Here is a 25,716-nt window from a genome sequence, read left to right as displayed (position 1 = left end):
AGACTCCTTGCCGAACGACTGGACCATCCTGATCTCAGGCTCACCATTCGGACTGATTTCTAATAGGGGGTGTTTATGGACCGATAGAAGAACCGGTTCTGCAATTAGAGATTCGGCTGGCAGGAAAGATACTTGAGTCTTACGCATGGTCTTAGAGCGACAGTGTGGTGCAACGTGTCTAAATGAACCCTCCGGGAGCGAATTCATTCGCGAGAGGCCGGGACAGACGCACCATACGAACCGCATGAGATGCCGTATCGCGAATGAACTCGCGTTTACAGTTGATCAGCGCCAAGCCGACCTCCGGCACAATGCTCCATCGCGGCCCCCTATTTTCACTCCAATATCGTCACATCGGGCAACTCCATCGCCTGCACTTCGCTTTGTAGAAAATTGCTGAGCCTGCGCAATCGCTCGCCGCCCGGCCGGGTCTTGGGCCAGACCAGGTAGTAATTCTCGCCGCTGACCACGGCAGTGCGCCACGGCAGGCTGAGGCGCCCCTGACTCACATCCTCGGCCACCATCAGCAAGTCGCCCATTGACACTCCGTAACCTCGTGCGGCCGCTATCATTCCCAGTTCGAGCGTGTCGAAGACCTGCCCGCCCTTGAGGGAAATCTGATCCGATAACCCCATTCGCTCCAGCCAGTTGCGCCAGTCCCGGCGATCCGGAGTGGGGTGCAGCAATTCGGCGTCAGCGAGCCTTTCGACGTCCCACGGCGCGTCGTCGAGCAGGTTCGGGGAACCCACCGGAATCAAGAGTTCGGGAAACAGATAGGTCGCCTCCCAGTCCGGTGGAAAATGCCCGCGGCCAAGTAAGACAGCGCAGTCGAACGGCTCTTGAGTGAAGTCGACGTTGTCGATGTCCATCCACGCGCTGGTCAGTTGCACCTCGTTTCCCACCTGCAGATGACGGAACCGACTGAGCCGCGCCAGCAGCCAGCGCATGGTCAACGTTGAGGGTGCCTTCATGCGCAAAATGCCCTCTTCAGCCATCAATGCGCTACAAGCCCGCTCCAGTGCGCAAAAGCCTTCGCGCACGCCGGGCAAGAGTTCCCTGGCAGCCTCGGTCAACTGCAGGTTGCGCCCATTGCGACGAAACAGGCGGCAGGCAAAGTGCTGCTCCAGGGTCCGGATGTGTCGACTCACCGCGCTTTGGGTAATCGACAACTCCTCGGCCGCGCGGGTAAACGAGCTATGCCGTGCGGCAGCTTCGAATGCACGCAGCGCATACAAGGGCGGAAGACTAAGAGACATTGGGCGCTTTCCTTTTGGTGTAGCAGCGACAGCAAGCACTGTATCGGAAAACTTTCAGGATGAGTTTTACTCATGCCAATGATCGGATTTATCCCTTTGTGCATTCGGTACTGAAACACCACAATGAGCGGCTCATAAATGCCTCACCCTCCCGAGCACCAAGACCATGCAACAGCACGCCTTCAAAGAACTCTGGATCATCCTGCGCGTGGCCGGGCCGCTGATCGCATCGCAGATGGCGCACATGCTGATGGTCTTCACCGACACCGTGATGATGGGCAAGCTTGGCCCGGAATCCCTTGCCGGAGGTGGCTTGGGAGCCGCCAGTTACAACTTCGTCTCGTTCTTCTGCGTCGGCGTCATGGCTGCGGTCGGCACACTGGTGGCGATTCGCAAAGGCGCCAATGACGAGGCCGGCGCAACCCGCCTGACCCAGGCCGGGCTCTGGCTGGCATGGGGCATGGCGTTGATTGCCGCCCTGATCCTGTGGAATCTGGAACCCATCCTGCTCAACTTCGGCCAGGACGAGGCCAGCGTTCATATGGCCAGCGAGTTCCTGCTGACGCTGCCACTGGCCCTGCCTGGGTTGCTGAGTTTCATGGCCCTGCGGGGTTTTACCAGCGCGCTGGGCCGTGCGACTCCGGTGATGATCATCAGTCTGGTGGGAGTGGCACTGAACTTCGGGCTCAACTATGCCTTTATTTACGGCCTGTTCGGCCTGCCGCACTGGGGTTTGATGGGAATCGGGCTGGTCACGGCAATCGTCACCAACAGCATGGCGCTGGCCTTGGCGCTGCATATTCGTTACCACAAGGCCTATGCGGCGTACCCGATTCACAAGGGCCTGATGAGTGTGTCGCGCAACTGCCTCAAGGAGCTTTGGCGTCTGGGTCTGCCGATTGGCGGCACTTACGCGGTCGAGGTCGGTTTGTTCACCTTTGCCGCGTTTTGCATGGGGGCAATGGGCAGCACCGAAATGGCCGCGCACCAGATCGCCCTGCAATCGGTGTCGATGGCGTTCATGATTCCGGTGGGGATTTCCTATGCGGTCACCATGCGTATCGGTTTGCATTACGGCGCGGGCAACCTGTTGCTGGCGCGAACCGCCGGGCGCATGGGCATCGCGTTTGGCGGCTTGCTGATGCTGACGTTCGGCGTTCTGTTCTGGGTTGCGCCGCATCTGGTGATCGGTCTGTTCGTAGACCTTAACGATCCGAAATACCAAGGCGTGGTTGACTTGGCGGTCAAGCTTTTGGCGGTTGCAGCGTGGTTCGAAATCCTCGATGGCACACAAACCATCGCAATGGGCGCGATTCGGGGCTTCAAGGATGCCAAGACCACTTTTCTCATTGGCCTGGCGAGTTACTGGGTGGTGGGTGCGCCTCTGGCGTGGGGCTTGGGCTTCCTCGCGCACCAAGGCGCGGTCGGGGTCTGGTGGGGTCTGGCGGTCGGCCTGATGTGCTCGGCAGTCGCCCTGACCTACGCCTTCGAACGCAAGAGCGCCAAGCTGTTGCGTAACGAGGCGACGCCATCGGTGGTGATGGGCTAGCATCACGCCTGCTGGGGATCGCGGGGCGTTCACACCTCCCGCAGGATCCGTCCTTCACTCTGATCGAACGTCAAGTAGTTCAGCAGCTCCGGCATTGCCAGCGGGTGGCTGATCAGATAGCCCTGGGCCTGATCGCAACCGAAACTGCGCAACAACGCCAGTTGCTCCGGCGTCTCAACGCCTTCGGCCACCACCTCCAGACTGAGGTTGTGCGCCAGATTGATCATGGCGTGAACCAGCTTGCGGTTTTCTTCACGCTGTTCCATCTCGGCCACGAAGCTCTTATCGATCTTGAGGAGAGCGATGGGCAGGCTGTTCAGGTGCACGAATGACGAAAATCCAGTACCGAAATCATCCAGTGAGAATCGCACACCCAGGCGCCCCAGTGCGTCCATGGTCTGCCTGACCAGATCGCTACGGCGCATGACGGCGGTTTCGGTGAGCTCGAATTCCAGCCACTGCGCGTCCACACCACGGTCGCTGATCAAGCGGCTCAGGGTCGGCAATAGCTGGTTGTCCTGGAACTGCCGGAAGGACAGGTTGATCGCCATGTGCAACGGCGGCCGGCCTTTTTCACGCAAAGTCTGCATGTCACGCAGCGCACGGGAGATCACCCAGTAACCCAGCGGCACGATCAGCCCGCTTTGCTCGGCCAGCGGCACAAATTCGCTGGGTGGCAACAGGCCGCGCTCGGCATGACGCCAGCGCACCAATGCTTCAAGCCCCAGAATACGCCCGGTGTTCAAGCACAGGCGCGGCTGGTAATGCAGCTCCAGCTCGTCACGGCGCAAGGCCTGGCGCAGCTCGCTTTCCAGATCGGCGAGGCTGCGGGCATTGCGGTTGAGCCGCTCGTTGAAGACGTGAAAGGTGCAACCCTGAGTGCCCTTGGCCTGCTGCATGGCGATGTGCGCGTGCCACATCAACGGATCGGCGCCGGCGTCGGCGCGAGCATGGGCGATGCCGAGGCTGCAGCCGATCAACAGGCTCTCGCCGTCAACCCAGTAAGGCTCAGACAACGCCTCGGTGATGCGCTCGGCCATCCACTCGGCACGATCCGATGCACGTCGCGTGTCAATCAGCAGCGCAAATTCATCGCTGCCCAGACGCGCCAACTGGTCGCACACTTCGAGTTGGCTTTTCAGCCGCGCCACGACCTGCAGAATCAACCGATCGCCCGCCTGATGCCCCAAGGCGTCATTGGCGCGACGGAAACTGTCCAGATCCAGATGCCCCAGCGCCAGCCCACGTCCATCGAACTCCGCCAGTCGCCCCGCGAGCAGGGTCTGAAAACCCTGGCGATTGGCGATGCCGGTCAAAGGGTCCTGTTCCGCCAGGCGCTGGAGGGTGTTCTCCAATACGCCCCGCTCACGCACATGGCGCAGGCAGCGTCGCAGGCTTTGCGTTGACAGCACGTCACGGACCAGCCAGTCACTGACACCCGGTGGGTCGGCCTCGGGCTCGACATCGAGCAGCAGCACCGTGGGCCAACTGCATTGACCGGCCGAAGGCTGCAAAGCGGCAGTGGTGAGAAGCAGGACAGAATGCGAAGGGTCGCCCGAATCGCTAACAGCGCTCCAGCTCGATGCGCAGTCCAGAAGTACGGCTTCCCCTAGGGGCGCCAGGCACTCGCGCAATAATACTGGCCATTCCGGCGTGTCAGCCAGAAGCAGCAAACGCAAGGGTTCGACAGGCGTAGACACGCTAACTCCCCACACAAACAAAAGACATTGCACCCACTCAAACGGGGGCAACCAAACGAGTAAATCCGCCGCGCGATACGCAAATGTAACAAAACGGCGAAATATAGATAGCGTGAAGCATCACAGTGTCGGACGGTCGCTGCACAAACCGTGGACCCTGTTAAAATGCCCGCCCATTTCGCAAGCGACCCCCTTTTTTCTCATGTCCCGACTCAATCCCCGGCAACAGGAAGCCGTGAACTACGTCGGCGGCCCTCTTTTGGTGCTCGCCGGTGCAGGCTCCGGCAAGACCAGCGTGATCACACGCAAGATTGCCCACCTCATCCAGAACTGCGGTATCCGTGCGCAGTACATCGTCGCCATGACCTTTACCAACAAGGCGGCGCGGGAAATGAAGGAGCGGGTCGGCACCTTGCTGCGCAGCGGCGAAGGACGTGGTCTGACGGTTTCGACATTCCACAACCTGGGCCTGAACATCATCCGCAAGGAACATGCCCGCCTGGGGTACAAGCCTGGCTTCTCGATCTTCGATGAGACCGACGTCAAGGCACTGATGACCGACATCATGCAGAAGGAATATTCAGGCGACGACGGCGTCGACGAGATCAAGAACATGATCGGCGCCTGGAAAAACGAACTGATCCTCCCGGCAGAAGCGCTGGCCAACTCGCGCAACCCCAAGGAGCAGACCGCAGCCATCGTCTATACCCACTACCAGCGCACGCTCAAGGCGTACAACGCAGTGGATTTCGACGACCTGATCCTGCTGCCGGTAAAACTGTTCGAAGAGCACGCCGACATTCTGCAAAAGTGGCAGCACAAGGTGCGTTATCTGCTGGTCGATGAATATCAGGACACCAACGCCAGCCAGTACCTGCTGGTAAAAATGCTCATCGGCACCCGCTGCCAGTTCACCGTGGTAGGCGACGACGACCAGTCGATTTACGCATGGCGCGGCGCGCGGCCGGAAAACCTGATGCTGTTGAAGGACGATTACCCGTCACTCAAGGTCGTGATGCTGGAGCAGAACTACCGCTCCACCAGTCGCATTCTGCGCTGCGCCAACGTATTGATCGCCAACAACCCTCATGCGTTCGAGAAGCAGCTGTGGAGTGAAATGGGTCACGGAGATGAAATCCGCGTGATCCGCTGCAAGAACGAAGACGCCGAGGCCGAGCGCGTGGCGGTCGAGATTCTCAGCCTGCATCTGCGCACCGACCGGCCATACAGTGACTTCGCGATCCTCTATCGCGGCAACTATCAGGCAAAGCTGATCGAACTCAAGCTTCAGCACCACCAGATCCCCTATCGTCTGTCGGGCGGTAACAGTTTCTTCGGGCGTCAGGAAGTCAAAGACCTGATGGCCTACTTCCGCCTGCTGGTGAACCCCGATGACGACAACGCCTTCCTGCGCGTGATCAACGTGCCGCGCCGGGAAATCGGTTCGACCACTCTGGAAAAACTCGGCAATTACGCCACCGAGCGCAAGGTCTCGATGTATGCCGCCACCGATGAAATCGGTCTGGGCGAGCACCTGGACAACCGTTTTACCGACCGTCTCAAGCGGTTCAAGCACTGGATGGACGGCGTGCGCCAGCAATGCGCGACTCAGGAGCCAATTGCTGCATTACGCAGCATGGTCATGGACATCGACTACGAAAACTGGATTCGTCAGAACAGTTCCAGCGACAAGGCAGCCGATTACCGCATGGGCAACGTGTGGTTCCTGATCGAGGCGCTGAAAAACACGCTGGAAAAAGACGAAGAAGGCGGCATGACCATCGAAGAGGCCATCGGCAAGCTGGTCCTGCGCGACATGCTCGAACGCCAACAGGAAGAGGAAGACGGCGCCGAAGGCGTACAGATGATGACCTTGCACGCCTCCAAAGGCCTGGAATTTCCCTACGTGTTCATCATGGGCATGGAAGAGGAAATCCTTCCGCACCGCTCCAGTATCGAGGCCGACACCATCGAGGAAGAACGCCGGCTGGCCTATGTGGGTATCACGCGCGCGCGGCAGACCCTGGCCTTCACGTTTGCCGCCAAGCGCAAGCAATACGGCGAAATCATCGACTGCCTGCCAAGCCGTTTTCTTGATGAGCTGCCCCCGGACGATCTGGCCTGGGAAGGCAACGACGACACACCTACCGAAGTTAAAGCCGTTCGCGGCAATACGGCATTGGCGGACATTCGCGCCATGCTGAAAAGATAAACGCCCTATTTCGCGCATTCGCGCCCTGAGGAAAAGCAACGTGGAAGCACTGCACAAGAAAATTCGCGAGGAAGGCATCGTACTTTCCGACAAAGTACTGAAGGTCGACGCGTTTCTAAACCATCAGATCGATCCGGTCCTGATGCAGCAGATTGGTGACGAGTTCGCCACGTTGTTTGCCGACTCAGGCATCACCAAGATTGTCACCATCGAAGCCTCAGGCATCGCGCCTGCCGTGATGACCGGGCTGAAACTGGGCGTTCCGGTGATCTTCGCGCGCAAGCATCAATCGCTGACCCTGACTGAAAACCTATTCTCGGCGAGCGTTTATTCGTTCACCAAGCAGACCGAGAGCACCATCGCCATCTCCACGCGTCACCTGAGCAGCAGCGACCGCGTGTTGATCATCGATGACTTCCTGGCCAACGGCAAGGCGTCCCAGGCGCTGATCTCGATCATCAAGCAGGCCGGCGCCAGCGTGGCCGGACTTGGCATCGTCATCGAGAAGTCATTTCAGGGCGGCCGCGCGGAGCTGGACGAGCAAGGCTATCGTGTAGAGTCTCTGGCACGGGTCAAATCGTTGAACGGCGGTGTGGTGACGTTCGTCTAAACGACGGATCGAGCTGTTGGAATGCCCGCCGCTATCGGGATGAATCACCACACGCTGTTGGACTGAACTGGCTCAGGAAGAATGATTGTCAAACGTCGAGGTTGCCGTGACGGCATCTTCGTCCGATGGCGGCCCCGAACACGCTCACTCCCACAGGTTTTGTGAGGTGAGCAGAACAGGAGGTATCTCATGGACATTGGCAAAGCACTGAGCGTAGAGGCGTTCTTCGATCCGCAAACCTCGACCATCAGCTATCTGGTCGTAGACCGCGCAAGCCTCAAGGCCGCGCTGCTCGACAGTGTTCTGGACTACGACCCCAAATCCGGGCGCACCCACACTGAGTCCGCCGACAAGCTGATCGCCCGAGTGCGTGAACTGGGTGTGTCGGTGGAGTGGATTCTGGAAACGCATGTTCATGCCGATCACGTCTCCGCGGCGGCTTACCTCAAGGAGCAACTGGGCGGCACCGTGGCCATCGGCAGCCACATCACCCGGGTGCAGAATGTCTTCGGCGCCTTGTTCAACGCCCACGGCGAGTTCGCCCGTGACGGCAGCCAGTTCGACCGGCTGCTGGAGGACGACGCGCACTTCCAGATCGGCTCGCTGCGAGCCAGAGCGATGCACACTCCCGGGCATACGCCCGCCTGCATGACCTACCTGATCGAAGCCGATGGCGAGACCGTGGCCTTCGTCGGCGACACACTGTTCATGCCTGACTACGGCACGGCGCGCTGCGATTTCCCCGGCGCCGACGCCCGCATGCTGTATCGCTCGATCGGCAAGATCCTCAGCCTGCCACCGCAGACCCGCCTGTTCATGTGCCACGACTATCTACCCAATGGCCGCGAGTTGATGTACATGACCACGGTCGCCGAACAACGCGCAGACAACATTCATATCCGTGAAGGCATCGATGAAGATGCCTTTGTGCAAATGCGTGAGAAACGCGATGCAACACTGGACATGCCGGTGCTGATCCTGCCATCGGTGCAGATCAACATGCGCGGTGGCCACATGCCGGAGCCGGAAGGCAACGGCGTGAGCTACCTGAAAATCCCGATCAATGCGCTTTGACTCATTTCTGACCAACACGAGGAATGGACACAGTAAACGATGAACGAACACGAATTGATCGGAGCCGGCCTCGGTACGATCATTGGAGCGGTATTGGCATTGACCGGCGCAGGTGGCGGAATCCTTGCCGTCCCATTGCTGGTGTTCGGCCTGGGCCTGACGATGGTTGAAGCAGCGCCTGTCGGGCTGCTGGCGGTCGGGCTGGCGTCTGCGGTTGGCGCGTTGCTGGGTTTGCGTCAGGGCATCGTGCGCTACCGCGCGGCGCTGTTCATCGCGGCGATTGGCATCTGCTTCGCGCCACTGGGCCTTTGGCTGGCCCACCAGGTGCCCAACACACCTCTGGCACTGGGCTTTGCGCTGGTGCTGCTGTACGCCTGCGGCCGAATCTATCGCAAGGCGGCTCATGAACTCAGGCATGGCAAGCCGCTTGAGCGCGCGGGCTTTCTGCCGTGTGTGCTCAACCCGTTGGAAGGTCGCCTGCGCTGGACGCTGCCCTGCGCCCGTTTTCTGGCCCTCACCGGGATGATGTCGGGCCTGTTGTCCGGCCTGCTCGGGGTCGGCGGCGGGTTTGTAATTGTCCCGGCGTTGACGCGCTACACCGACCTCAATCTGAAAAGCACCGTGGCCACATCGCTGGCAGTCATCGCTTTGGTTTCCACAGGCAGCGTGGTCAGCGCCAGCATCAGCGGTGTGATGCACTGGACGGTCGGTCTGCCCTTCGCGGCAGGCGCCGTGGTGGGGTTGATGGCTGGGCGGCAAGTATCACGATTCATTGCAGGCCCCAGACTGCAACAACTGTTTGCCGTGACCGGTTTCTTCGCCGCAGCGTTACTGATCATCAAATCCCTTTCCTGACACCTGACAGGGGCTTGCGTTATGGCCTGGCACCTAACTCGTTGCCTGCAACCCCGCCAGTAACAGCCGCTGATACAACTCCTCGCGCAGCCCTTGGGGCTCGTCCAGCCCCATGCGCCGCAAGTGCTCGGCAAATGCATCGGGTTCGGGCGCCTCTAGGGTTGCCTTGCCCAGTTCGATGATCTCCGTGAGTTTGAATTTGCTCTTGAGCCAATTGAGCGCTCGCAGCAGATCCCGCTCCTCTGCGCTGAAGTCGCTGCCCAAGGGGTACTCCACAAATAACGATGGGAACCGTTCACGAATTTCTTTCAGCCGTTGCGGCGTGTTCTGGCTGAACAGCGGGTCGAGGCGGAAACTCTTTGGCAGCTTGCCAGCCTTCTGCGCCTGATCGATCAACGCAGGCTGAAACCGCGAGTCGGTGATGTTGAGCAAGGCCTCGATCACCGATGCGTCCGTCTTGCCACGCAGATCGGCTATGCCGTATTCGGTAATGACGATGTCGCGCAGGTGGCGCGGAATCGTCGCATGGCCGTACTCCCAGACGATATTCGAGCTGATCTCCCCGCCCGACTCGCGCCAGCTGCGCAGGATCAGAATCGACCGCGCACCTTCCAGCGCGTGGGCCTGGGCGACGAAGTTATATTGCCCGCCCACACCGCTGACCACTCGCCCGTCTGCCAGTTGATCGGACACGGCTGCGCCGAGCAGTGTCACCGTGAACGAGCTGTTGATGAATCGTGCATCGCGCCGTTGCAGCCGCTTCAAGTCCTCATCACCGTACAGCTCGTTGATGTAGCTGATAGCGGTCATGTCGATCTGCTGCATCTGCGCAGGCGAGAACTCGCGCAAGCGCTCATAGAAGCTTCTTGGTCCCAGAAAGAACCCGCCATGGATCAGCACGCCATCGCTGTGAACGGACTCATCCAGCAGGTCGGCATTAGCCAGTTTTTGCCGCGCCGCATCCGGGTACACCTTGCGCCGGATGATGCCTGCATCGAGCAACACCAACAGGCCGTTGACCAGCATTTCACTGCAGCCGTAAAGCCCGCCTTCAAAGGGCGCCAACCCACCTTCAGTCTCGATCAACGGCTTCCAGGTGGAAATGCCGTCAAGCTCGGCCAGGCACGCGCGATACGTCTCGTTATCGGCTTGCCGCGCCAACAACGCAGCGGTCAAAGCGTCGCCCATGGAGCCGATGCCGATCTGCAACGTACCGCCGTCCCGCACCAACGTGCTGGCGTACAAGCCGATAAAGTGGTCCTGGAAACCCACCGGCATGTTCGGCGTTGAAAACAAGGTGCTGCGCTCGTCATGCTCGATCAGCAGGTCGAAGGTATCGACACTGACCTCGGCATGGCCGGGCATGTAGGGCAGATCGGCATGAACGTGACCAAGCACAAGGACGTGCTCTCCCGCGGCGCGGCGCTTTGCCAGCCGGGGCAATAAATCCAGGGTGATGTCCGGGTTGCAGCTCAGGCTCAGATGATCGGGACGTTGCGGGTCATGAGCAACCATTTGCGCGATCAGATTCAGACCATTGGCGTTGAGATCCCGAGCGACATGGCTGTAGTTGCTGCTGACGTAATCCTGCTGCGCCTGCACGCTGCCCAGCAGACTGCCCGGCTGCATGAAGAACTGCTCGACCTGCACGTTCGGCGGCAGGTTGCTTTTGTGCAGATCGGCAAGGAAATCCAGCTCCACGTAGTCGCCAAACACACGCTCGAGAAAGGGCTCGAGGAAACGACCCTGCAAACCGTCGCCCGCCTTCGGACGTCCCAGACACAGCGCGGTAGAGATGGTCAGCTGCCGGTCAGGCAGGGATTTGATCCGGGCATACAGCGCATTGGCAAAGCGGTTGGGCTTGCCCAGCCCCAAGGGCATCCCCATGCGGATATGCGCTGGCAGCTCGGCCAGCACGTGATCGACGGCTTGCTCGATCGAGCAGGAATACGGCATCCGGCCTCTCCTGGTTTGTTATTCGATGGAGCTTGGACCGGGGATGAGGGAGAATTGCTGCACAGTGCCGCTAATACGCTGTGGATTCTGGCCTGAAGCAAGATCACCTTGCGGCCAAGATCAATCCCTTCTCGTGTCGATCGCTACGAGTTTTTCCTCGATGAACTTCAGGTGTTGAGAAGCCCCATTGCGGGGGCCGTACACCCAGAGCGTCACCTTCACGGCATTGAAACGCGGGACGCCATTGCTTCTTACTGCAGGTTGGTGTTCGACACTGCGGTCCGGCTCGCCGCACTTTTCGCGGACCACACCGACGGTGTCGCCAAGGCTGATCAGCGCCGTGCCACAACGCATGGTGGCTTCTGCCGCACTGGCGAACATCAGAATGGGAAGCCCCAAAAGCAGCAGCGTTTTCTTGAACATAGGATCCTGTCGTGCCGGTCTATCCATTGGACCAGGGTTCGCCAATCAGAAGTTCGCTGGCGTGGCAGCGCTGATGAGCCGCGCCGGAACATCGAACGGATTACGAAAGCGATGAGGTCGCGAACTCTGGAAATAGTAGCTGTCGCCCGCTTCGAGCACGTAGGTGTCCAGGCCAATCACCAGTTCCAGGCGACCTTCGACCAGAATGCCGGTCTCCTCGCCTTCGTGAACCAGCATTTCGTCACCCGTGTCGGCGCCTGGCGGATACACCTCGGTCAAAAAGGCTATCGCCCGACCCGGATGGGATTTGCCAACCAGTTTCATGGTGACAGCGCCGTCCGAAATATCGATCAGCTCACTGGCCTTATAGACCACCTGGGCCGGATTTTCCGGCTCCAGTTCTTCGGAAAAGAACTCCACCATGGACATCGGAATGCCGCTTAGCACCTTGCGCAGGGAACTGATCGAGGGGCTGACGCTGTTCTTTTCAATCATGGAAATGGTGCTGTTGGTCACGCCCGCTCGTTTGGCGAGTTCACGTTGCGACAGACCTTTGAGTTTGCGAATGGATTGCAGTCGTTCACCGACGTCCAATGCGGGGGTCCTCCGGATAATCAAGCACGGTCAAGTGGTCGCCATGATGGCAACAGTGTTCAGTATTTACAACACTTGAGCCTGTGGCTGGAACCGCAGAAGGGCTGGCGGCCACTCAGGGCCGCGAAGAAGCCGCAGGTACTGAAGCTTCAGCCCCCGGAATAGAGCCTTGGCAACCGTTTGAGATTGCAGAAGATCTGGTAAGGAATGGTTCCGGCGCTGGCTGCCACTTCGCTGGCCAACACGTTTTTGCCCCACAATTCGACGCAGCTGCCCAGACCCGCGCCCTGCACAGGGGTCAGGTCGACGCAGAGCATGTCCATCGACACGCGCCCCAGCAACCGGCTGCGCTGGCCCTCTATCATCACGGGCGTGCCAGTGGGCGCCTGACGTGGGTAACCGTCGGCATACCCCATCGCCACCACACCGATGCGCATGTTGCGGTCGGCGACGAATGCGCCGCCATAACCCATAGGCTCACCTGCCAGCAGTTCGCGCACGCAGATGACTTTGGATTCAAGGGTCATGACCGGTTGCAAGCGGTCGGCTACCGACTGGGGCTGATCGAAGGGTGTTGCCCCGTACAGCATGATGCCCGGGCGCACCCAGTCGCTGGGCACGTCCGGCCAGGCCATGACTGCTGGCGAATTGCGCAGGCTGATCTCTGCAGCCACGCCTTGTCGGGCAGCCTGGAAAATCGCCACCTGCTCTTCGGTGCGCACATTGCCCGGCTCATCAGCCCGGGAAAAGTGGCTCATCAGCACGACCTTCGCTGCCTTGCCAGTGCCGAGCAACCGTTGATACGCGGCCTGATATTCGCTTGGATGAATGCCGACGCGGTGCATACCGGAATCCATCTTCAACCAGATATTCAGCGGCTTGCCGAGGCTGGACTTCTCGATGGCGTCGAGCTGCCAGAGCGAATGAACCACGCACCAGAAATCGTGCTCGACGATCAGCGCCAGTTCATCGGCATCGAAAAAACCTTCCAACAACAGGATCGGTGCGCCTATTCCGGACTGACGCAGCTCCAGCGCTTCTTCGATGCAAGCCACGGCAAAGCCATCGGCATCGGTTTCCAATGCCTGCGCGACACGCACTGCGCCGTGCCCATAGGCATCGGCCTTGATCACGGCGAGTGCCTTGGCACCGGTGGTTTCCCGGACCAGTTGATAGTTGTGGCGCAGGGCCGAAAGATCGATGAGGGCGCGGGCTGGACGCATGGGGACGTGATTCTGAATTGGAGAAATGAAAATCTGTGGGAGCGAAACTGCTCGCGAAAACGTCGTGCACAGACAACAAAATGCAGCGTCTGACACTACGCATTCGCGAGCAAGCTCGCGCCCACAGAGACGAGGTGATTTAAATCGTTAAGGCAACGCAGCTGTCACCGACAGTTCGACCAGAATTTCCGGCTCGCACAATTTGGCTTCAACCGTGGCGCGGGCCGGTGCGACGCCTTTTGGCAGCCACGTGTCCCACACACTGTTCATCCCGGCGAAATGCGCGTCGATGTCCTTCAGGTAAATCGTGACCGACAGAATACGGTGCTTGTCGGTGCCTGCCAGGTCCAGCAAGCGCTCCACATTGCCCAGCACCTCGCGGGTCTGCTGTTCGATACCTGCGGTCAGGTCGTTACCCACTTGCCCGGCGAGATACACGGTGCCGTTGTGGGCGACAATCTGACTCATGCGCTCATTAGTGAGCTGGCGCTGTACTGACATGCTTGGCGATCTCCTTGGAACTACCGTAACGGGAAATATCGAGACCTTCGGCGCTGATCTGCGGCTTTTTACGCGCAATCAGATCGGCCAGCAAGCGACCGGAACCGCAGGCCATGGTCCAGCCCAGTGTTCCGTGGCCGGTATTGAGGAACAGGTTGCGATACGGCGTGGCACCTACGATTGGCGTACCGTCTGGCGTGGTGGGGCGCAGACCGGTCCAGAAACTGGCCTCGCTCAGGTTGCCGCCCTGAGGATAAAGATCGTTGACGATCATCTCCAGCGTTTCGCGACGGCGCGGGTTGAGCGACAGGTCGAAACCGGCAATTTCAGCCATACCGCCTACGCGGATACGGTTGTCGAAACGGGTGATGGCGACCTTATAAGTCTCGTCGAGAATGGTCGAGGTTGGCGCCATGCCCGGGTTAGTGATCGGTACGGTCAGCGAGTAGCCTTTGAGTGGATAAACAGGCGCCTTGATGCCCAACGGCTTTAGCAGCTGCGGCGAGTAGCTGCCCAACGCCAGTACGTAGCGGTCAGCGGTTTCCAGTCTGCCGTTGATACGCACGCCATTGATCCGGTCGCCCGCAAAATCAATCGACTCGATGGACTGGCCAAAACGGAACTCCACCCCCGCTTGCACACACATCTCGGCCAGACGCGTAGTGAACAGCTGGCAATCGCCGGTCTGGTCGTTGGGCAACCGCAGCGCGCCGCTGAGGATATTACTGACGCTGGCCAGCGCAGGTTCAACGCGGGCAATGCCTTCGCGGTCGAGCACTTCATAGGGCACGCCGGCCTGCTCAAGCACAGAGATGTCCTTGGCGGCGTTGTCGAGTTGTTCCTGGGTACGGAACAACTGCGTAGTGCCCAGGCTACGGTCTTCGTAAGCGATGCCTGTCTCGGCGCGCAACTCGTCGAGGCAATCGCGGCTGTACTCGGACAGACGCACCATGCGCTCCTTGTTCACCGCGTAGCGGCTTTGGGTGCAGTTGCGCAGCATTTGCGCCATCCACAGGTACTGGTTGATGTCGGCAGTCGCCTTGATCGCCAGCGGTGCGTGGCGCTGCATCAACCATTTGATGGCCTTGAGGGGAACGCCCGGTGCAGCCCATGGCGACGCATAGCCCGGTGAAACCTGCCCGGCGTTGGCGAAACTGGTCTCCATGGCAGCAGCAGGCTGACGGTCGACGACGGTCACCTCAAAGCCTGCACGAGCCAGGTAGTAAGCACTGGTGACGCCGATGACGCCACTTCCGAGGACCAGAACGCGCATGTTGATTCCCTCATCGCGGATATCCGCTGACGTTTCGAAGTTTTAACCCAGGATGTAGGCAGTATAAAAAGCATCGAGCAGTGCTTTTCACTATATAAACGCCTATATTCGACGTTAACCCCCGGCAACCGATGTTTTCGCAGCGTGAGGTTTTCAGTGCGCACACAACACCAGTCAAAACGTGAGCTGGACAAGATAGACCGCAATATTCTGCGCATCCTGCAAAGCGACGGCAGAATCTCTTTCACCGAACTGGGAGAGCGTGTGGGCTTGTCTACCACGCCGTGTACCGAGCGGGTCCGGCGACTGGAACGCGAAGGCATCATCATGGGCTACAACGCCCGGCTCAACCCACAAAGCCTCAAGGCCAGCCTGCTGGTATTCGTGGAAATCAGCCTGGACTACAAATCAGGCGACACTTTTGAAGAATTCCGCCGAGCCGTGCTGAAACTGCCGCACGTACTGGAGTGCCACCTGGTGTCGGGCGACTTCGATTATCTGGTGAAAGCGCGTATTTCCGAAATGGCGTCGTATCGCAAGCTGCTGGGGGACATTCTGCTTAAACTGCCCCACGTGCGCGAATCCAAGAGCTATATCGTGATGGAAGAGGTGAAAGAAAGTTTGAATCTACCGATTCCGGAGTAGCCATATGGTTGGACTCTGCGGCCCGGCTGAACCTGCTCCTGTGGAAGCGTCCGTAAGTCAGACCAACACCTGCCGCGTCGAGGCGATGTATTCATGCACCTGCTTCTCCACACGCGGGTGAATCAGGTTTTCAGGACGGCGCCCATTCGGGCAAGGCAGGGTCGCCGTGGTACCGAACAGGCGGCAGATCAGCGGACGCTCTTGGTACACCGTGCAACCGTCAGGCCCAAGGTGCACGCAGTCCAGTTCGCTGAGCGCAGCCTCTTGCTCGGCCGCCGTCTTGCGGGGCAGACGCGCCATTTCTTCGGAGGAAGTCGTCACCGGTCCGCAGCAATCGTGGCAGCCGGGCACGCACGCGAAAGACGGAATCTGCCGCCGCAAATCACGAATTTTCTGGCTATTGCTGCTCATGCGCGAGATTTCCCTGTGAAAGGCCACAATTGTGCCCGAGCGAAGCGTCGACTGATACCTAAGCTACGCTGCGCCTCATCTGCTGCGGGAGCGAATGTATTCGCGAAGCAGTACGGCTTGAGTCAGCTGCCTTGACTGTACGCCCCCCTCGCGAATGAATTCACGCCCACAAAGGCTCCACGTCGTCGGCGTGAGCGCGCTCCAGATGCCTTGCCCCTGCATGCCTGCACCGCTACCCTCCGTAAAAATTTTCAGACAGCCTTTTGAGAGCCAGCGCATGAACGCCTCCCGCCACGCCGCCTCCTATTACGCGGCCAGTAGCCACGTGCAACCTGACTACCCTGCCCTCACCGGCGAACGTACGGTGGACGTTTGTGTGGTCGGTGGCGGATTCTCAGGGCTCAATACAGCCATCGAGCTGGCGGAACGTGGTTTGAGCGTGGCCCTGCTGGAAGCGCACAAGATCGGCTGGGGCGCCAGCGGCCGTAACGGGGGCCAGTTGATCCGCGGCGTCGGCCATCACATCGAGCGTTTTCGCGATCTGGTTGGCGATGAAGGCGTGCGTCAGTTCACGTTGATGGGGCTGGAAGCCGTTGAAATTGTTCGTCGGCGCGTCGAGAAGTATCAGATCGATTGCGACCTGACGTGGGGCTATTGCGATCTGGCCAACAAACCCAAGGAGTTCGAGGGATTCGCCGAAGATGTCGAAGAACTGCGCAGCCTCGGCTACCGCCACGACTTGCAGCTTATCCAGCCGCAGAACATGCGCAGTGTGATCGCCTCCGGCAATTACGCAGGTGGCCTGCTGGACATGGGCTCAGGCCATCTGCACCCGCTGAATCTGGCCCTGGGAGAAGCTCGCGTTGCTCAGGCCCTCGGTGTGCAACTGTTCGAGCACTCGGCTGTGACCCGTCTGGAATATGGCCCACAGGTCAAGGTGCATACCGCGCAAGGCCTGGTCCGCGCCAACACGCTGGTCCTTGGCTGCAATGCCTACCTGAATGATCTCGACCCGACACTCAGCGGCAAGGTGCTCGCCGCTGGCAGCTACATCATCGCCACCGAGCCGCTGAGCGCAGAACTCGCCCAACAATTGCTGCCGCGCAACACGGCGATGTGCGACCAGCGGGTGGCGGTGGATTATTTCCGCCTTTCAGCGGACAGACGTTTGCTATTTGGTGGGGCTTGCCACTATTCAGGCCGCGACCCACAGGACATCGGCGCCTATATGCAGCCGAAAATGCTCAAGGTGTTCCCACAACTCAAGGAGGTGAAGATCGACTTTCAGTGGGGCGGGATGATTGGAATCGGAGCCAACAGGCTGCCGCAGGTTGGACGTTTGAAAGAGCATCCCAATGTTTTCTACGCCCAGGCGTATTCAGGACACGGTTTGAACGCCACCCATCTGGCAGGCAAGTTACTCGGTGAAGCCATCAGCGGCCAACACAGTGGTGGCTTTGAGCTGTTTGCCAAGGTGCCCCACATGACGTTCCCTGGGGGAAAACATTTGCGCTCACCCCTGCTGGCGTTGGGGATGCTTTGGCATCGCATGAAGGAACTGGTCTGAATCACGCACTGAAACGGCGGGGTGAGCTGTCAAAGGGGGTGTGCATCCTATGATGTCGCGCGCCCTATCAACCCCGCCAAAACGGCTTGAGCCCTTCATGGCGTGCCTGCTCGAGACTTAGACCGATATCGCGCAACTGGTCATCGGTCAGTCCCAACAACGCCAGCCGCGTGCGGCGCCGGTGCTGAAACAGCCTCCACAGACTCAACCCTTCCGGCGCGTTTATATGACCCGTCGCCTTCTGGCTCTTGTACAGCTCTGGCGCATACAGGGTTAACCGTACATCGCTTATCCCGCTCATTTCCAGCCACCTCATCATGGGTTTGAAGTGTTTCCATGATGCGTCTGTATAGGAAACCATTACAGATCCAGAGAATTCCAATTTTTTGCATACAGAGTCCTCGCAGCGACCCCTGAATGCTGTATTTTTGCCATATCTGTATTGGTTAACCGTAGAACGGTGCGGAGTACGCCATGACCCTTTATGTCAATCTTGCCAGCTTGCTCGGCACGCGCATCGAAAACGGTTTCTATCGCCCCGGTGACCGGCTGCCCTCCGTTCGGGCCCTGAGCCTGGAACACGGCGTCAGCCTGAGTACCGTGCAACAGGCCTATCGATTGCTCGAAGACAATGGCCTGGCGTCGCCACGGCCCAAATCAGGCTACTTTGTTCCTGCCAGCCGCAAGGCACCTGCCTTGCCAGCTGTAGGGAGACCGGCGCAACGGCCTGTGGACATTTCTCAATGGGATCAGGTCCTGGAACTGGCCCGTGCCGTTCCCCACCCTGACATCGTGCAACTGGCGCGCGGCATGCCGGACCTCACCAGCCCGACATTGCGGCCTCTGACTCAAGCGCTGGGCAAGATCAGCCGCCGGCAGGACATGCCCGGCCTGTATTACGACAACATCTACGGCACCCAATGCCTGCGCGACCAGGTGGCGCGCCTGCTGCTGGATTCGGGCACGCGTATCGACCCGAACGATCTGGTGATCACCACTGGCGCTCAGGAAGGGTTGGCCGTCAGTATCCGTTCGATCTGCCAGCCGGGCGATATCGTGGCCGTGGATTCGCCAAGCTTTCACGGCGCGATGCAAGCCCTTAAAGGGCTGGGGATGAAAGCGTTGGAGATCCCCACCGACCCGATTACCGGAATCAGCCTTGATGCACTGGAGCTGGCGCTCGAACAGTGGCCAATCAAAGCCATACAGCTGACCCCCAGCTGCAACAACCCGCTGGGCTACATCATGCCCGAGGCGCGCAAACGCGCACTCCTGACCCTCGCTCAGCGCTTCGACGTAGCGATTATCGAAGACGATGTGTATGGCGACCTGGCGTACACCTATCCTCGCCCGCGCACGATCAAATCCTTCGACGAAGACGGACGCGTCCTGCTGTGCAGTTCATTCTCAAAAACCCTGGCGCCCGGCCTGCGGGTCGGCTGGATCGCACCGGGACGTTATCTGGACCGGGTACTGCATATGAAATACATCAGCACCGGCTCCACGGCGACCCAGCCGCAACTGGCAATTGCTGAATTTCTCAAGGCCGGTCATTACGAGCCGCACATGCGCCGGATGCGAAACCAGTATCAACGTAGCCGCGACCTGATGACCGACTGGGTTACGCGCTATTTCCCTGAAGGCACCCGCGTCAGCCGACCGCAAGGCGGCTTCATGCTGTGGATCGAGTTGCCCGAAGACTTCGACTCACTGCGGCTGAATCGCGCGCTGGAAGGCCAAGGCGTACAGATTGCGGTGGGCAGTATCTTTTCCGCCTCAGGCAAATACAGAAATTGCCTGCGCATGAACTTCGCCGCCAAGCCGACTCCCAAGATCGAAGAGGCCGTGCGCAAGGTTGGCGCCATGACTGCGCGGCTGATGGCTCAGGCCAATTCGGCCATGACTTAACCTTTTGCAGAAAATGCGGTCATATCGCCATGATTTTGATTTCTGGATGACTGCGTTGACCAAACCATGGGCATTGCCCCTTCTTCTGGCTTTTGCCCTGGGCCTTGGCGGATGTGCGCACACCACTGTGCAGCAAGATGCGCCAAGTCAGGCTCTGCCAGCGGCGACATCGGCTTTCGGGCGCTCGATCCTCGCCCAGGCGGCTCCGTACGAGGGCCGCTCGGGTTTTCGCCTGCTGCCCAATAGCACTGAAGCCTTCATGGCACGCGCCGAACTGATCCGCAACGCCAAAACCAGCCTGGATCTGCAGTACTACATCGTTCATGACGGCCTCAGCACCCGCGCGCTGATCGACGAGCTGCTCAAAGCGGCCGATCGCGGCGTGCGCGTGCGCATTCTGCTGGACGACACCACCAGCGACGGTCTGGACGAAGTTATCGCCACCCTCGCCGCGCACCCGAACATTCAGATTCGTCTGTTCAACCCGCTCAACCTGGGGCGCAGCACGGGTGCCACGCGCTCGCTCGGGCGGCTGTTCAACCTTTCTCAGCAACACCGGCGCATGCACAACAAGCTCTGGCTGGCCGACAGCGCGGTGGCGATCGTCGGCGGGCGCAATCTGGGCGACGAATATTTCGACGCGGAACCGAACCTGAACTTCACTGATATCGACATGCTCAGCGTCGGACCCGTGGCCGAGCAGTTGAGTCACAGCTTTGATCAGTACTGGAACAGCACCCTGAGCAAACCGGTTGACGACTTTATCTATTGGCCACCGAATGCCAAGGATCTGGCCGAAGCCCGCAAGCATCTGGATGCCTCGCTGGAACAGGCCCACGTTGAGAAAAAGGCGCTTTATGAGCGCTTGATGGCTTACAAGACTCGGCCACGCATGAAAACCTGGCTGAACGAGCTGATCTGGGCCCACAACCAGGCGCTGTGGGATGCGCCGACCAAGGTGCTGTCCCGAGGCGAACCCGATCCGCATCTGCTGCTGACCACTCAACTGAGCCCGGACCTGCTGAATGTGCATCAGGAACTGATGATGATCTCGGCCTATTTCGTGCCGGGTCAGCAAGGGTTGACCTACCTCACGGGCCTATCCGACAAGGGCGTTTCGGTCGATCTGCTGACCAACTCACTGGAAGCGACCGATGTGCCGGCGGTCCACGGTGGTTACGCACCCTATCGCAAGGCATTGCTGGCGCACGGGGTGAAGTTGTTCGAGCTTCGACGCCAGCCCGGCGACCCGAGTAGTGCACGGGGCAGCGGACCAAAATTTCTGCAGACCAGGACACTCAAGGGCGGCTCGGAATCCAGCCTGCACAGCAAGGCGATGATTTTCGATCGGCAGAAAATCTTTGTCGGCTCTTTCAACTTCGACCCGCGCTCGGTGCTGTGGAATACCGAAGTCGGCGTGCTGGTCGACAGCCCGCAGCTGACCGAATACCTGCGTGAGCTGGCGCTGCAAGGTATGGCGCCGGCCACCAGTTACCAAGCGAAGCTTGAGAATGATCGCGTGGTCTGGGTTACCGAAGATAACGGCAAAATCCACACGCTGTACAAGGAACCGGGCGACTGGTGGCGCCGACTGAACGCGTGGTTCAGCAGCGCCGTCGGCCTTGAGCGGATGCTTTAAGCCGTGGCCGGTTGCACACCGAACGCCCGAGGACGCTGCGACACAATCACCAGGCCCAGCGCACCGGCCGCCATCAGTATTGGCAACGCCTGACCACTGATCCACTGGCTGCCAGCACCGGCGGCCAACGGCCCCAACAGACAGCCGATGCCCCATAGCTGCGCCACATGAGCATTGGCGCGCACCAGGGCGTCGTCTCGATAGCGTTCGCCGATGAGAATCAGCGACAGGGTGAACAGCCCGCCCGCACTGGCACCGAACAGCACCCAAAGCGGCCAGATGGCAACGGTGTTCACTAACAGCGCAATTGCGACGCTGGACGACGTAAGCACCAGCGCGCAGCCCGAGAACAGCCGACGTCGGGAAATCCGGTCGGCGAGTGCACCAATCGGCAGTTGCAGCAGGGCATCGCCCACCACCACCGTACTGACCATGGCCAATGCAATTTCGGGGGTGAAACCTTGTTGCAGGCAATACACCGGCAGCAGCGTCAGAATCATCGCTTCGAAACCTGCGAACAGCGCAATGGCCCACGCAATGGCAGGCAATTTTCTGCAGAAGCCACCCAGGTCACGCAGCGACACATGACTGGACTCAGCGCTCGGCGCGCCTGTGCGGCCCAACAACAGCAAAGGTGAGATCGCCAGTAGCGCGGTGCCGATCCAAAAGCCGTAATCGGCTTCAGTGCCAATGGCGCCGAGCAACAGCGGGCCACCCAGCTGACTCAACGCGTAACAGCTGCCGTACAGCGCCACCAGCTTGCCGCGCAGGTTCTCAGTGACCAACTGGTTGATCCAGCTCTCACCCAGAATGAACACCATGGTCAGGATCACGCCGAGCATCAGGCGCAGCACCAGCCAGATCCAGTAGTCGGGCAGTACCGCCAGCAAGCCTACGGAAACCGCCCCGCCCCACAGGCACAAGCGCATTACGTTGGCCGTACCAAGGACCGCGGCCAAACGGCTGGCAAGACTGGCACCCAGCAAGACGCCCATGGCCGGCATCGCCGCCATAACCCCGATGGCAAAGGCGCCATAGCCCCAGGCTTCAAGGCGCAACGACACCAGCGGCATGCTCACGCCCAGCGCCAGCCCGACGCTCAACACGGACGACAGCACCGCAAAATATGTACCCCAACGCATCACCACGCTCCTGTGGCCCAAGGCATAAGACGAAACAGCCGGGCTTTCATTTGGGAAAGCCCGGCTGTTTCGAGAACTCTTCAGTTGTGAAGTTCGCAGAGGGATGCAGCCCTCTGCGGGAGTCATCCTGTCGCTGAAGCGCTGCGACTTTGTTCAGTAAACCCAATCCCCATGGGAGCGAATTTCATTAGCTAGAGGCCGGTACAGGCCATGCAGATCTATCCCTGAGCCATTTTTCGCGAATGAATTCGCTCCAACAGCGTGTCCTGCACCCGGCTCTGGAACCAGTTCAGCGCTAAGTGCGTCCGAGCACCGACTTACAACTTGATCCAGGTCGCTTTCAGTTCGGTGTACTTGTCGAAGGCGTGAAGCGATTTATCGCGACCGTTACCGGACTGCTTGAAACCGCCAAATGGCGCAGTCATGTCGCCGCCGTCGTACTGGTTAACCCACACGCTGCCTGCACGCAGCGCACGGGCGGTCAGATGGGCCTTGGACAGGTCAGCTGTCCACACCGCCGCTGCCAAACCGTATGGCGTGTCATTGGCGATCTGCACCGCTTCTTGGGCAGTGTCGAAGGTGAGCACCGACAGCACCGGACCAAAGATTTCTTCCTGAGCGATTTTCATCGCGTTGGTCACACCGTCGAAAATCGTCGGTTCGACATAGGTGCCGCCCGTCTCCTGCAAAATCCGCTTGCCCCCGGCGACCAGCTTGGCGCCGTCAGTGTGACCGGACTCAATGTAGGACAGCACGGTGTTCATCTGCTGTGTGTCCACCAGAGCGCCGACGTTGGTGGCAGGGTCCAGCGGGTTGCCCGGTTTCCAGGTTTTGAGCGCCTCGATCACCATGGGCAGGAATGTGTCCTTGATCGAACGCTCCACCAGCAGACGCGAGCCTGCGGTACAGACTTCGCCCTGGTTGAAGGCAATCGCACTGGCAGCGGAGTCCGCGGCAGCCTGCAGGTCCGGGGCGTCAGCAAAGACAATGTTCGGGCTCTTGCCACCGGCTTCCAGCCAGACACGCTTCATGTTCGATTCGCCAGCATAAATCAGCAACTGCTTGGCGATCCTGGTCGAGCCTGTGAACACCACGGTATCGACGTCCATGTGCAGCGCCAGTGCCTTGCCGACCGTGTGGCCGTGACCGGGCAGGACATTGAGCACACCGGCCGGGATGCCCGCCTCGATAGCGAGTTGAGCGACACGAATGGCGGTCAGCGGCGACTTTTCCGACGGTTTGAGAATCACGGAATTACCGCTGGACAGCGCCGGGCCGAGCTTCCAACTCGCCATCAGCAGCGGGAAGTTCCACGGCACGATGGCCGCGACCACGCCAATCGGCTCGCGAGTGACCAGGCCCAGTTGATCGTGCGGGGTGGCTGCGACTTCGTCATACAGCTTGTCGATGGCCTCGCCGCTCCAGCTTAACGCCTGCGCGGCGCCTGGAATGTCGATGCCGTAGGAGTCGCTGATCGGTTTGCCCATATCGAGGGTTTCGAGCAGCGCCAGCTCCTCGACGTTTTCTCTGAGCAGGGCCGCGAAGCGGATCATTGCAGCCTTGCGCTTGACCGGTGCCAGACGCGACCAGACGCCAGAGTCGAAAGCAGCGCGAGCGCTTTCTACAGCGCGCTGGGCGTCGACGACGTCAGAACTGGCAACCTTTGCCAGGAATCGACCATCGACCGGACTGATGCAATCGAAGGTGGCACCGGATGCGGCATCGGTGTATTCGCCATTGATGAAGGCACGGCCTTCGATCTTCAACGCCTGGGCGCGTTGTTCCCAGTCAGCATGAGTCAGGGTGGTCATGGAACATCCTCCTGTTGAGAATTGGGCGCGGTGTCGCGCTCACGGATACGAGCCTTTGATGCAGGCCGTATCGGTAAAAGGCATCCGCCACCCTAAACCAGGGCCATGGCAATTTCCAATATATTGGACAAAAATCGCCGGAACACTGGGTTATCGTGCATTTTATTCAACAGGGGCCATCACTTTCCCTTGTAGGCTCCGGCACTATCATCCACATACCTCATCCAATACAGATCCTTCACTACCATTCAGGAGCCAGGCACATGAGTATCCAAAGCGTCGTCGACTTTGGCGAAGCCACTACGCCAGCAGAACGCTATACGCCAGCGGCGGAAAAGATTCTGAAGGGTGACCCCGCACAAACCCTCTACAACCATTACAACAGCCCTTGCGATCAGATGAACGCGGGCGTATGGGAAGGCGAAGTCGGGCAATGGACAGTCAGTTACACCGAGCATGAATACTGCGAAATCGTGCAGGGCGTTTCGGTGCTGCGCGATGAGGAAGGCAATGCAAAAACCCTGCGCGCGGGGGATAGATTCGTGATCCCGGCGGGATTCAAAGGAACGTGGGAAGTGCTGGAAGCGTGCCGCAAAATTTATGTGGTGTTTGAGCAGAAGGCCTGAGCCAACTCTGCAGGATCAACCGCGCTGCAAATCGCGCCCACAAAAAAGCCCGCATCGCTGCGGGCTTTTTCGTAGAGGCAAAAAATCAATTACTTGATTTTGGCTTCTTTGTAGATCACGTGCTTGCGAACAACCGGATCGAATTTTTTAATTTCGATTTTGTCCGGAGTGGTGCGCTTGTTCTTGTCGGTGGTGTAGAAGTGGCCGGTGTTAGCGGTCGACACCAAACGGATCAATTCACGCATGATTCTCTCCCTTAAACCTTAGCGCCAGCGCGACGGATTTCGGCCAGAACGACCGTGATGCCACGCTTGTCGATTATACGCATGCCTTTGGCAGATACGCGCAGACGTACGAAGCGTTTCTCTTCTTCAACCCAGAAGCGGTGATGCTGCAGGTTTGGCAGGAAACGACGACGGGTTTTGTTGTTTGCGTGGGAAATGTTATTCCCAGTCACCGGACCCTTACCGGTAACTTGACATACTCTCGACATGCCTCAGCCCTCTAAAACCACATGCCCAACCCGGCATGGGTTGGCCGCTTAATCTCTCAGTCATTTGGCGCCAGGCGCCGCGTTTCTTCAGGGGTCTTACCGGCCACACCTACGAAGAAGGAAGCGGGCCCCTAGAAAAGAGCGCTGCTTTATACCAGAAAGGCCGCCGCGCAACAACAGGAACCACGAATCAGCTACATGAAACTCTGGGCCTGCGGCTGACACGGCCAGCGACAGCGGGCGGAAAG

At 59.4% G+C, this 25,716-nt stretch carries 24 protein-coding genes; 10 read left to right on the top strand and 14 right to left on the bottom strand.

Annotated elements, in window-relative coordinates; all coding sequences use genetic code 11:
* Positions 1-335: 335 nt before the first annotated feature.
* Entirely contained in the window at positions 336-1,256 is a 921-nt protein-coding gene (locus EC915_RS14530) for a LysR substrate-binding domain-containing protein (protein WP_133751232.1), read from the bottom strand.
* Between the two features lie 166 nt (positions 1,257-1,422).
* Here EC915_RS14530 and EC915_RS14525 point away from each other — a divergent pair, with 166 nt between their 5' ends.
* Complete coding sequence (locus tag EC915_RS14525; protein WP_133751231.1) at positions 1,423-2,805, top strand: NorM family multidrug efflux MATE transporter; 1,383 nt, start codon at positions 1,423-1,425, stop codon at positions 2,803-2,805.
* A gap of 29 nt (positions 2,806-2,834) precedes the next feature.
* Here the strand turns inward: EC915_RS14525 and EC915_RS14520 are convergent, their stop codons facing one another.
* Positions 2,835-4,505, bottom strand: a complete 1,671-nt coding sequence (locus EC915_RS14520) for a bifunctional diguanylate cyclase/phosphodiesterase (protein WP_133751230.1) — start codon at positions 4,503-4,505, stop codon at positions 2,835-2,837.
* 202 nt (positions 4,506-4,707) lie between these two features.
* Between EC915_RS14520 and rep the strand changes: the two genes are divergently transcribed.
* The 4 genes from rep (at position 4,708) to EC915_RS14500 (ending at position 9,256) form a co-directional block, all read left to right on the top strand.
* On the top strand, positions 4,708-6,717 hold the full coding sequence (gene rep, locus EC915_RS14515; RefSeq protein WP_133751229.1) for a DNA helicase Rep: 2,010 nt from the start codon (positions 4,708-4,710) through the stop codon (positions 6,715-6,717).
* Positions 6,718-6,757: 40 nt separating this feature from the next.
* Positions 6,758-7,327 carry a xanthine phosphoribosyltransferase gene (gene xpt, locus EC915_RS14510; RefSeq protein ID WP_133751228.1) on the top strand — a complete coding sequence of 190 codons (570 nt, stop codon included), beginning with the start codon at positions 6,758-6,760 and terminating at the stop codon, positions 7,325-7,327.
* A 189-nt stretch (positions 7,328-7,516) separates the two neighbouring features.
* Positions 7,517-8,401 carry an MBL fold metallo-hydrolase gene (locus EC915_RS14505; RefSeq protein ID WP_133751227.1) on the top strand — a complete coding sequence of 295 codons (885 nt, stop codon included), beginning with the start codon at positions 7,517-7,519 and terminating at the stop codon, positions 8,399-8,401.
* A gap of 39 nt (positions 8,402-8,440) precedes the next feature.
* Positions 8,441-9,256: a sulfite exporter TauE/SafE family protein gene (locus EC915_RS14500; protein ID WP_133751226.1), complete on the top strand. Its 816-nt coding sequence runs from the start codon at positions 8,441-8,443 to the stop codon at positions 9,254-9,256.
* A 33-nt stretch (positions 9,257-9,289) separates the two neighbouring features.
* Here the strand turns inward: EC915_RS14500 and EC915_RS14495 are convergent, their stop codons facing one another.
* The 6 genes from EC915_RS14495 to dadA all read right to left on the bottom strand — a co-directional run bounded on the left by EC915_RS14495 (position 9,290) and on the right by dadA (position 15,226).
* Positions 9,290-11,212 (bottom strand): acetyl-CoA hydrolase/transferase C-terminal domain-containing protein, encoded by a 1,923-nt coding sequence (locus EC915_RS14495; protein ID WP_133751225.1) that lies wholly within the window; start codon positions 11,210-11,212, stop codon positions 9,290-9,292.
* Positions 11,213-11,332: 120 nt separating this feature from the next.
* Positions 11,333-11,635 carry a DUF2845 domain-containing protein gene (locus EC915_RS14490; RefSeq protein ID WP_133751224.1) on the bottom strand — a complete coding sequence of 101 codons (303 nt, stop codon included), beginning with the start codon at positions 11,633-11,635 and terminating at the stop codon, positions 11,333-11,335.
* 45 nt (positions 11,636-11,680) lie between these two features.
* On the bottom strand, positions 11,681-12,229 hold the full coding sequence (locus EC915_RS14485; RefSeq protein WP_133751223.1) for a cupin domain-containing protein: 549 nt from the start codon (positions 12,227-12,229) through the stop codon (positions 11,681-11,683).
* A 149-nt stretch (positions 12,230-12,378) separates the two neighbouring features.
* Positions 12,379-13,452: an alanine racemase gene (gene alr / locus EC915_RS14480; protein ID WP_133751222.1), complete on the bottom strand. Its 1,074-nt coding sequence runs from the start codon at positions 13,450-13,452 to the stop codon at positions 12,379-12,381.
* Between the two features lie 147 nt (positions 13,453-13,599).
* On the bottom strand, positions 13,600-13,953 hold the full coding sequence (locus EC915_RS14475; RefSeq protein WP_133751221.1) for a RidA family protein: 354 nt from the start codon (positions 13,951-13,953) through the stop codon (positions 13,600-13,602).
* Complete coding sequence (dadA, locus tag EC915_RS14470) at positions 13,928-15,226, bottom strand: D-amino acid dehydrogenase (protein ID WP_133751220.1); 1,299 nt, start codon at positions 15,224-15,226, stop codon at positions 13,928-13,930. The genes EC915_RS14475 and dadA overlap by 26 nt, the downstream gene beginning before the upstream one ends.
* A 156-nt stretch (positions 15,227-15,382) precedes the next feature.
* Between dadA and dadR the strand changes: the two genes are divergently transcribed.
* The gene (gene dadR, locus EC915_RS14465) at positions 15,383-15,871 is read left to right on the top strand and encodes a transcriptional regulator DadR (RefSeq protein WP_133751219.1); all 489 of its coding nucleotides are present in this window, start codon (positions 15,383-15,385) and stop codon (positions 15,869-15,871) included.
* Between the two features lie 57 nt (positions 15,872-15,928).
* Here the strand turns inward: dadR and EC915_RS14460 are convergent, their stop codons facing one another.
* Positions 15,929-16,282 carry a YkgJ family cysteine cluster protein gene (locus tag EC915_RS14460; protein ID WP_133751218.1) on the bottom strand — a complete coding sequence of 118 codons (354 nt, stop codon included), beginning with the start codon at positions 16,280-16,282 and terminating at the stop codon, positions 15,929-15,931.
* Positions 16,283-16,559: 277 nt separating this feature from the next.
* Between EC915_RS14460 and EC915_RS14455 the strand changes: the two genes are divergently transcribed.
* Positions 16,560-17,849 carry an FAD-binding oxidoreductase gene (locus tag EC915_RS14455; protein WP_133751217.1) on the top strand — a complete coding sequence of 430 codons (1,290 nt, stop codon included), beginning with the start codon at positions 16,560-16,562 and terminating at the stop codon, positions 17,847-17,849.
* Between the two features lie 67 nt (positions 17,850-17,916).
* Here the strand turns inward: EC915_RS14455 and EC915_RS14450 are convergent, their stop codons facing one another.
* Entirely contained in the window at positions 17,917-18,150 is a 234-nt protein-coding gene (locus tag EC915_RS14450) for a DUF1127 domain-containing protein (RefSeq protein WP_133751216.1), read from the bottom strand.
* A 173-nt stretch (positions 18,151-18,323) separates the two neighbouring features.
* Here EC915_RS14450 and EC915_RS14445 point away from each other — a divergent pair, with 173 nt between their 5' ends.
* Together EC915_RS14445 and EC915_RS14440 are read left to right on the top strand one after the other, a co-directional pair.
* The gene (locus tag EC915_RS14445; RefSeq protein ID WP_133751215.1) at positions 18,324-19,757 is read left to right on the top strand and encodes a PLP-dependent aminotransferase family protein; all 1,434 of its coding nucleotides are present in this window, start codon (positions 18,324-18,326) and stop codon (positions 19,755-19,757) included.
* A 46-nt stretch (positions 19,758-19,803) separates the two neighbouring features.
* Entirely contained in the window at positions 19,804-21,396 is a 1,593-nt protein-coding gene (locus tag EC915_RS14440) for a phospholipase D family protein (protein WP_166650995.1), read from the top strand.
* On the opposite strand, the gene EC915_RS14435 is transcribed toward EC915_RS14440, so the two are convergent.
* Complete coding sequence (locus EC915_RS14435; RefSeq protein WP_372237903.1) at positions 21,393-22,664, bottom strand: MFS transporter; 1,272 nt, start codon at positions 22,662-22,664, stop codon at positions 21,393-21,395. The genes EC915_RS14440 and EC915_RS14435 overlap by 4 nt on opposite strands.
* A 191-nt stretch (positions 22,665-22,855) precedes the next feature.
* Positions 22,856-24,349: an aldehyde dehydrogenase gene (locus tag EC915_RS14430; protein ID WP_133751212.1), complete on the bottom strand. Its 1,494-nt coding sequence runs from the start codon at positions 24,347-24,349 to the stop codon at positions 22,856-22,858.
* 263 nt (positions 24,350-24,612) lie between these two features.
* On the opposite strand from EC915_RS14430, the gene EC915_RS14425 reads away from it, so the two are divergent.
* A complete protein-coding gene (locus EC915_RS14425; RefSeq protein ID WP_133751211.1) occupies positions 24,613-24,975 on the top strand; it encodes a cupin domain-containing protein in 363 nt (120 codons plus the stop codon).
* 89 nt (positions 24,976-25,064) lie between these two features.
* Here the strand turns inward: EC915_RS14425 and rpmG are convergent, their stop codons facing one another.
* Entirely contained in the window at positions 25,065-25,220 is a 156-nt protein-coding gene (gene rpmG / locus EC915_RS14420) for a 50S ribosomal protein L33 (protein ID WP_010225867.1), read from the bottom strand.
* An 11-nt stretch (positions 25,221-25,231) separates the two neighbouring features.
* Positions 25,232-25,468, bottom strand: coding sequence for a 50S ribosomal protein L28 (gene rpmB / locus EC915_RS14415; protein ID WP_037016669.1), 237 nt, complete (start codon positions 25,466-25,468; stop codon positions 25,232-25,234).
* Between the last annotated feature and the right edge of the window lie 248 nt (positions 25,469-25,716).

The organism is Pseudomonas sp. LP_7_YM (assembly GCF_004364435.1).
GTDB lineage: Bacteria > Pseudomonadota > Gammaproteobacteria > Pseudomonadales > Pseudomonadaceae > Aquipseudomonas.
Note: the sequence above shows the minus strand (reverse complement) of the source record. Positions and strands in the feature narration are given on the sequence as shown.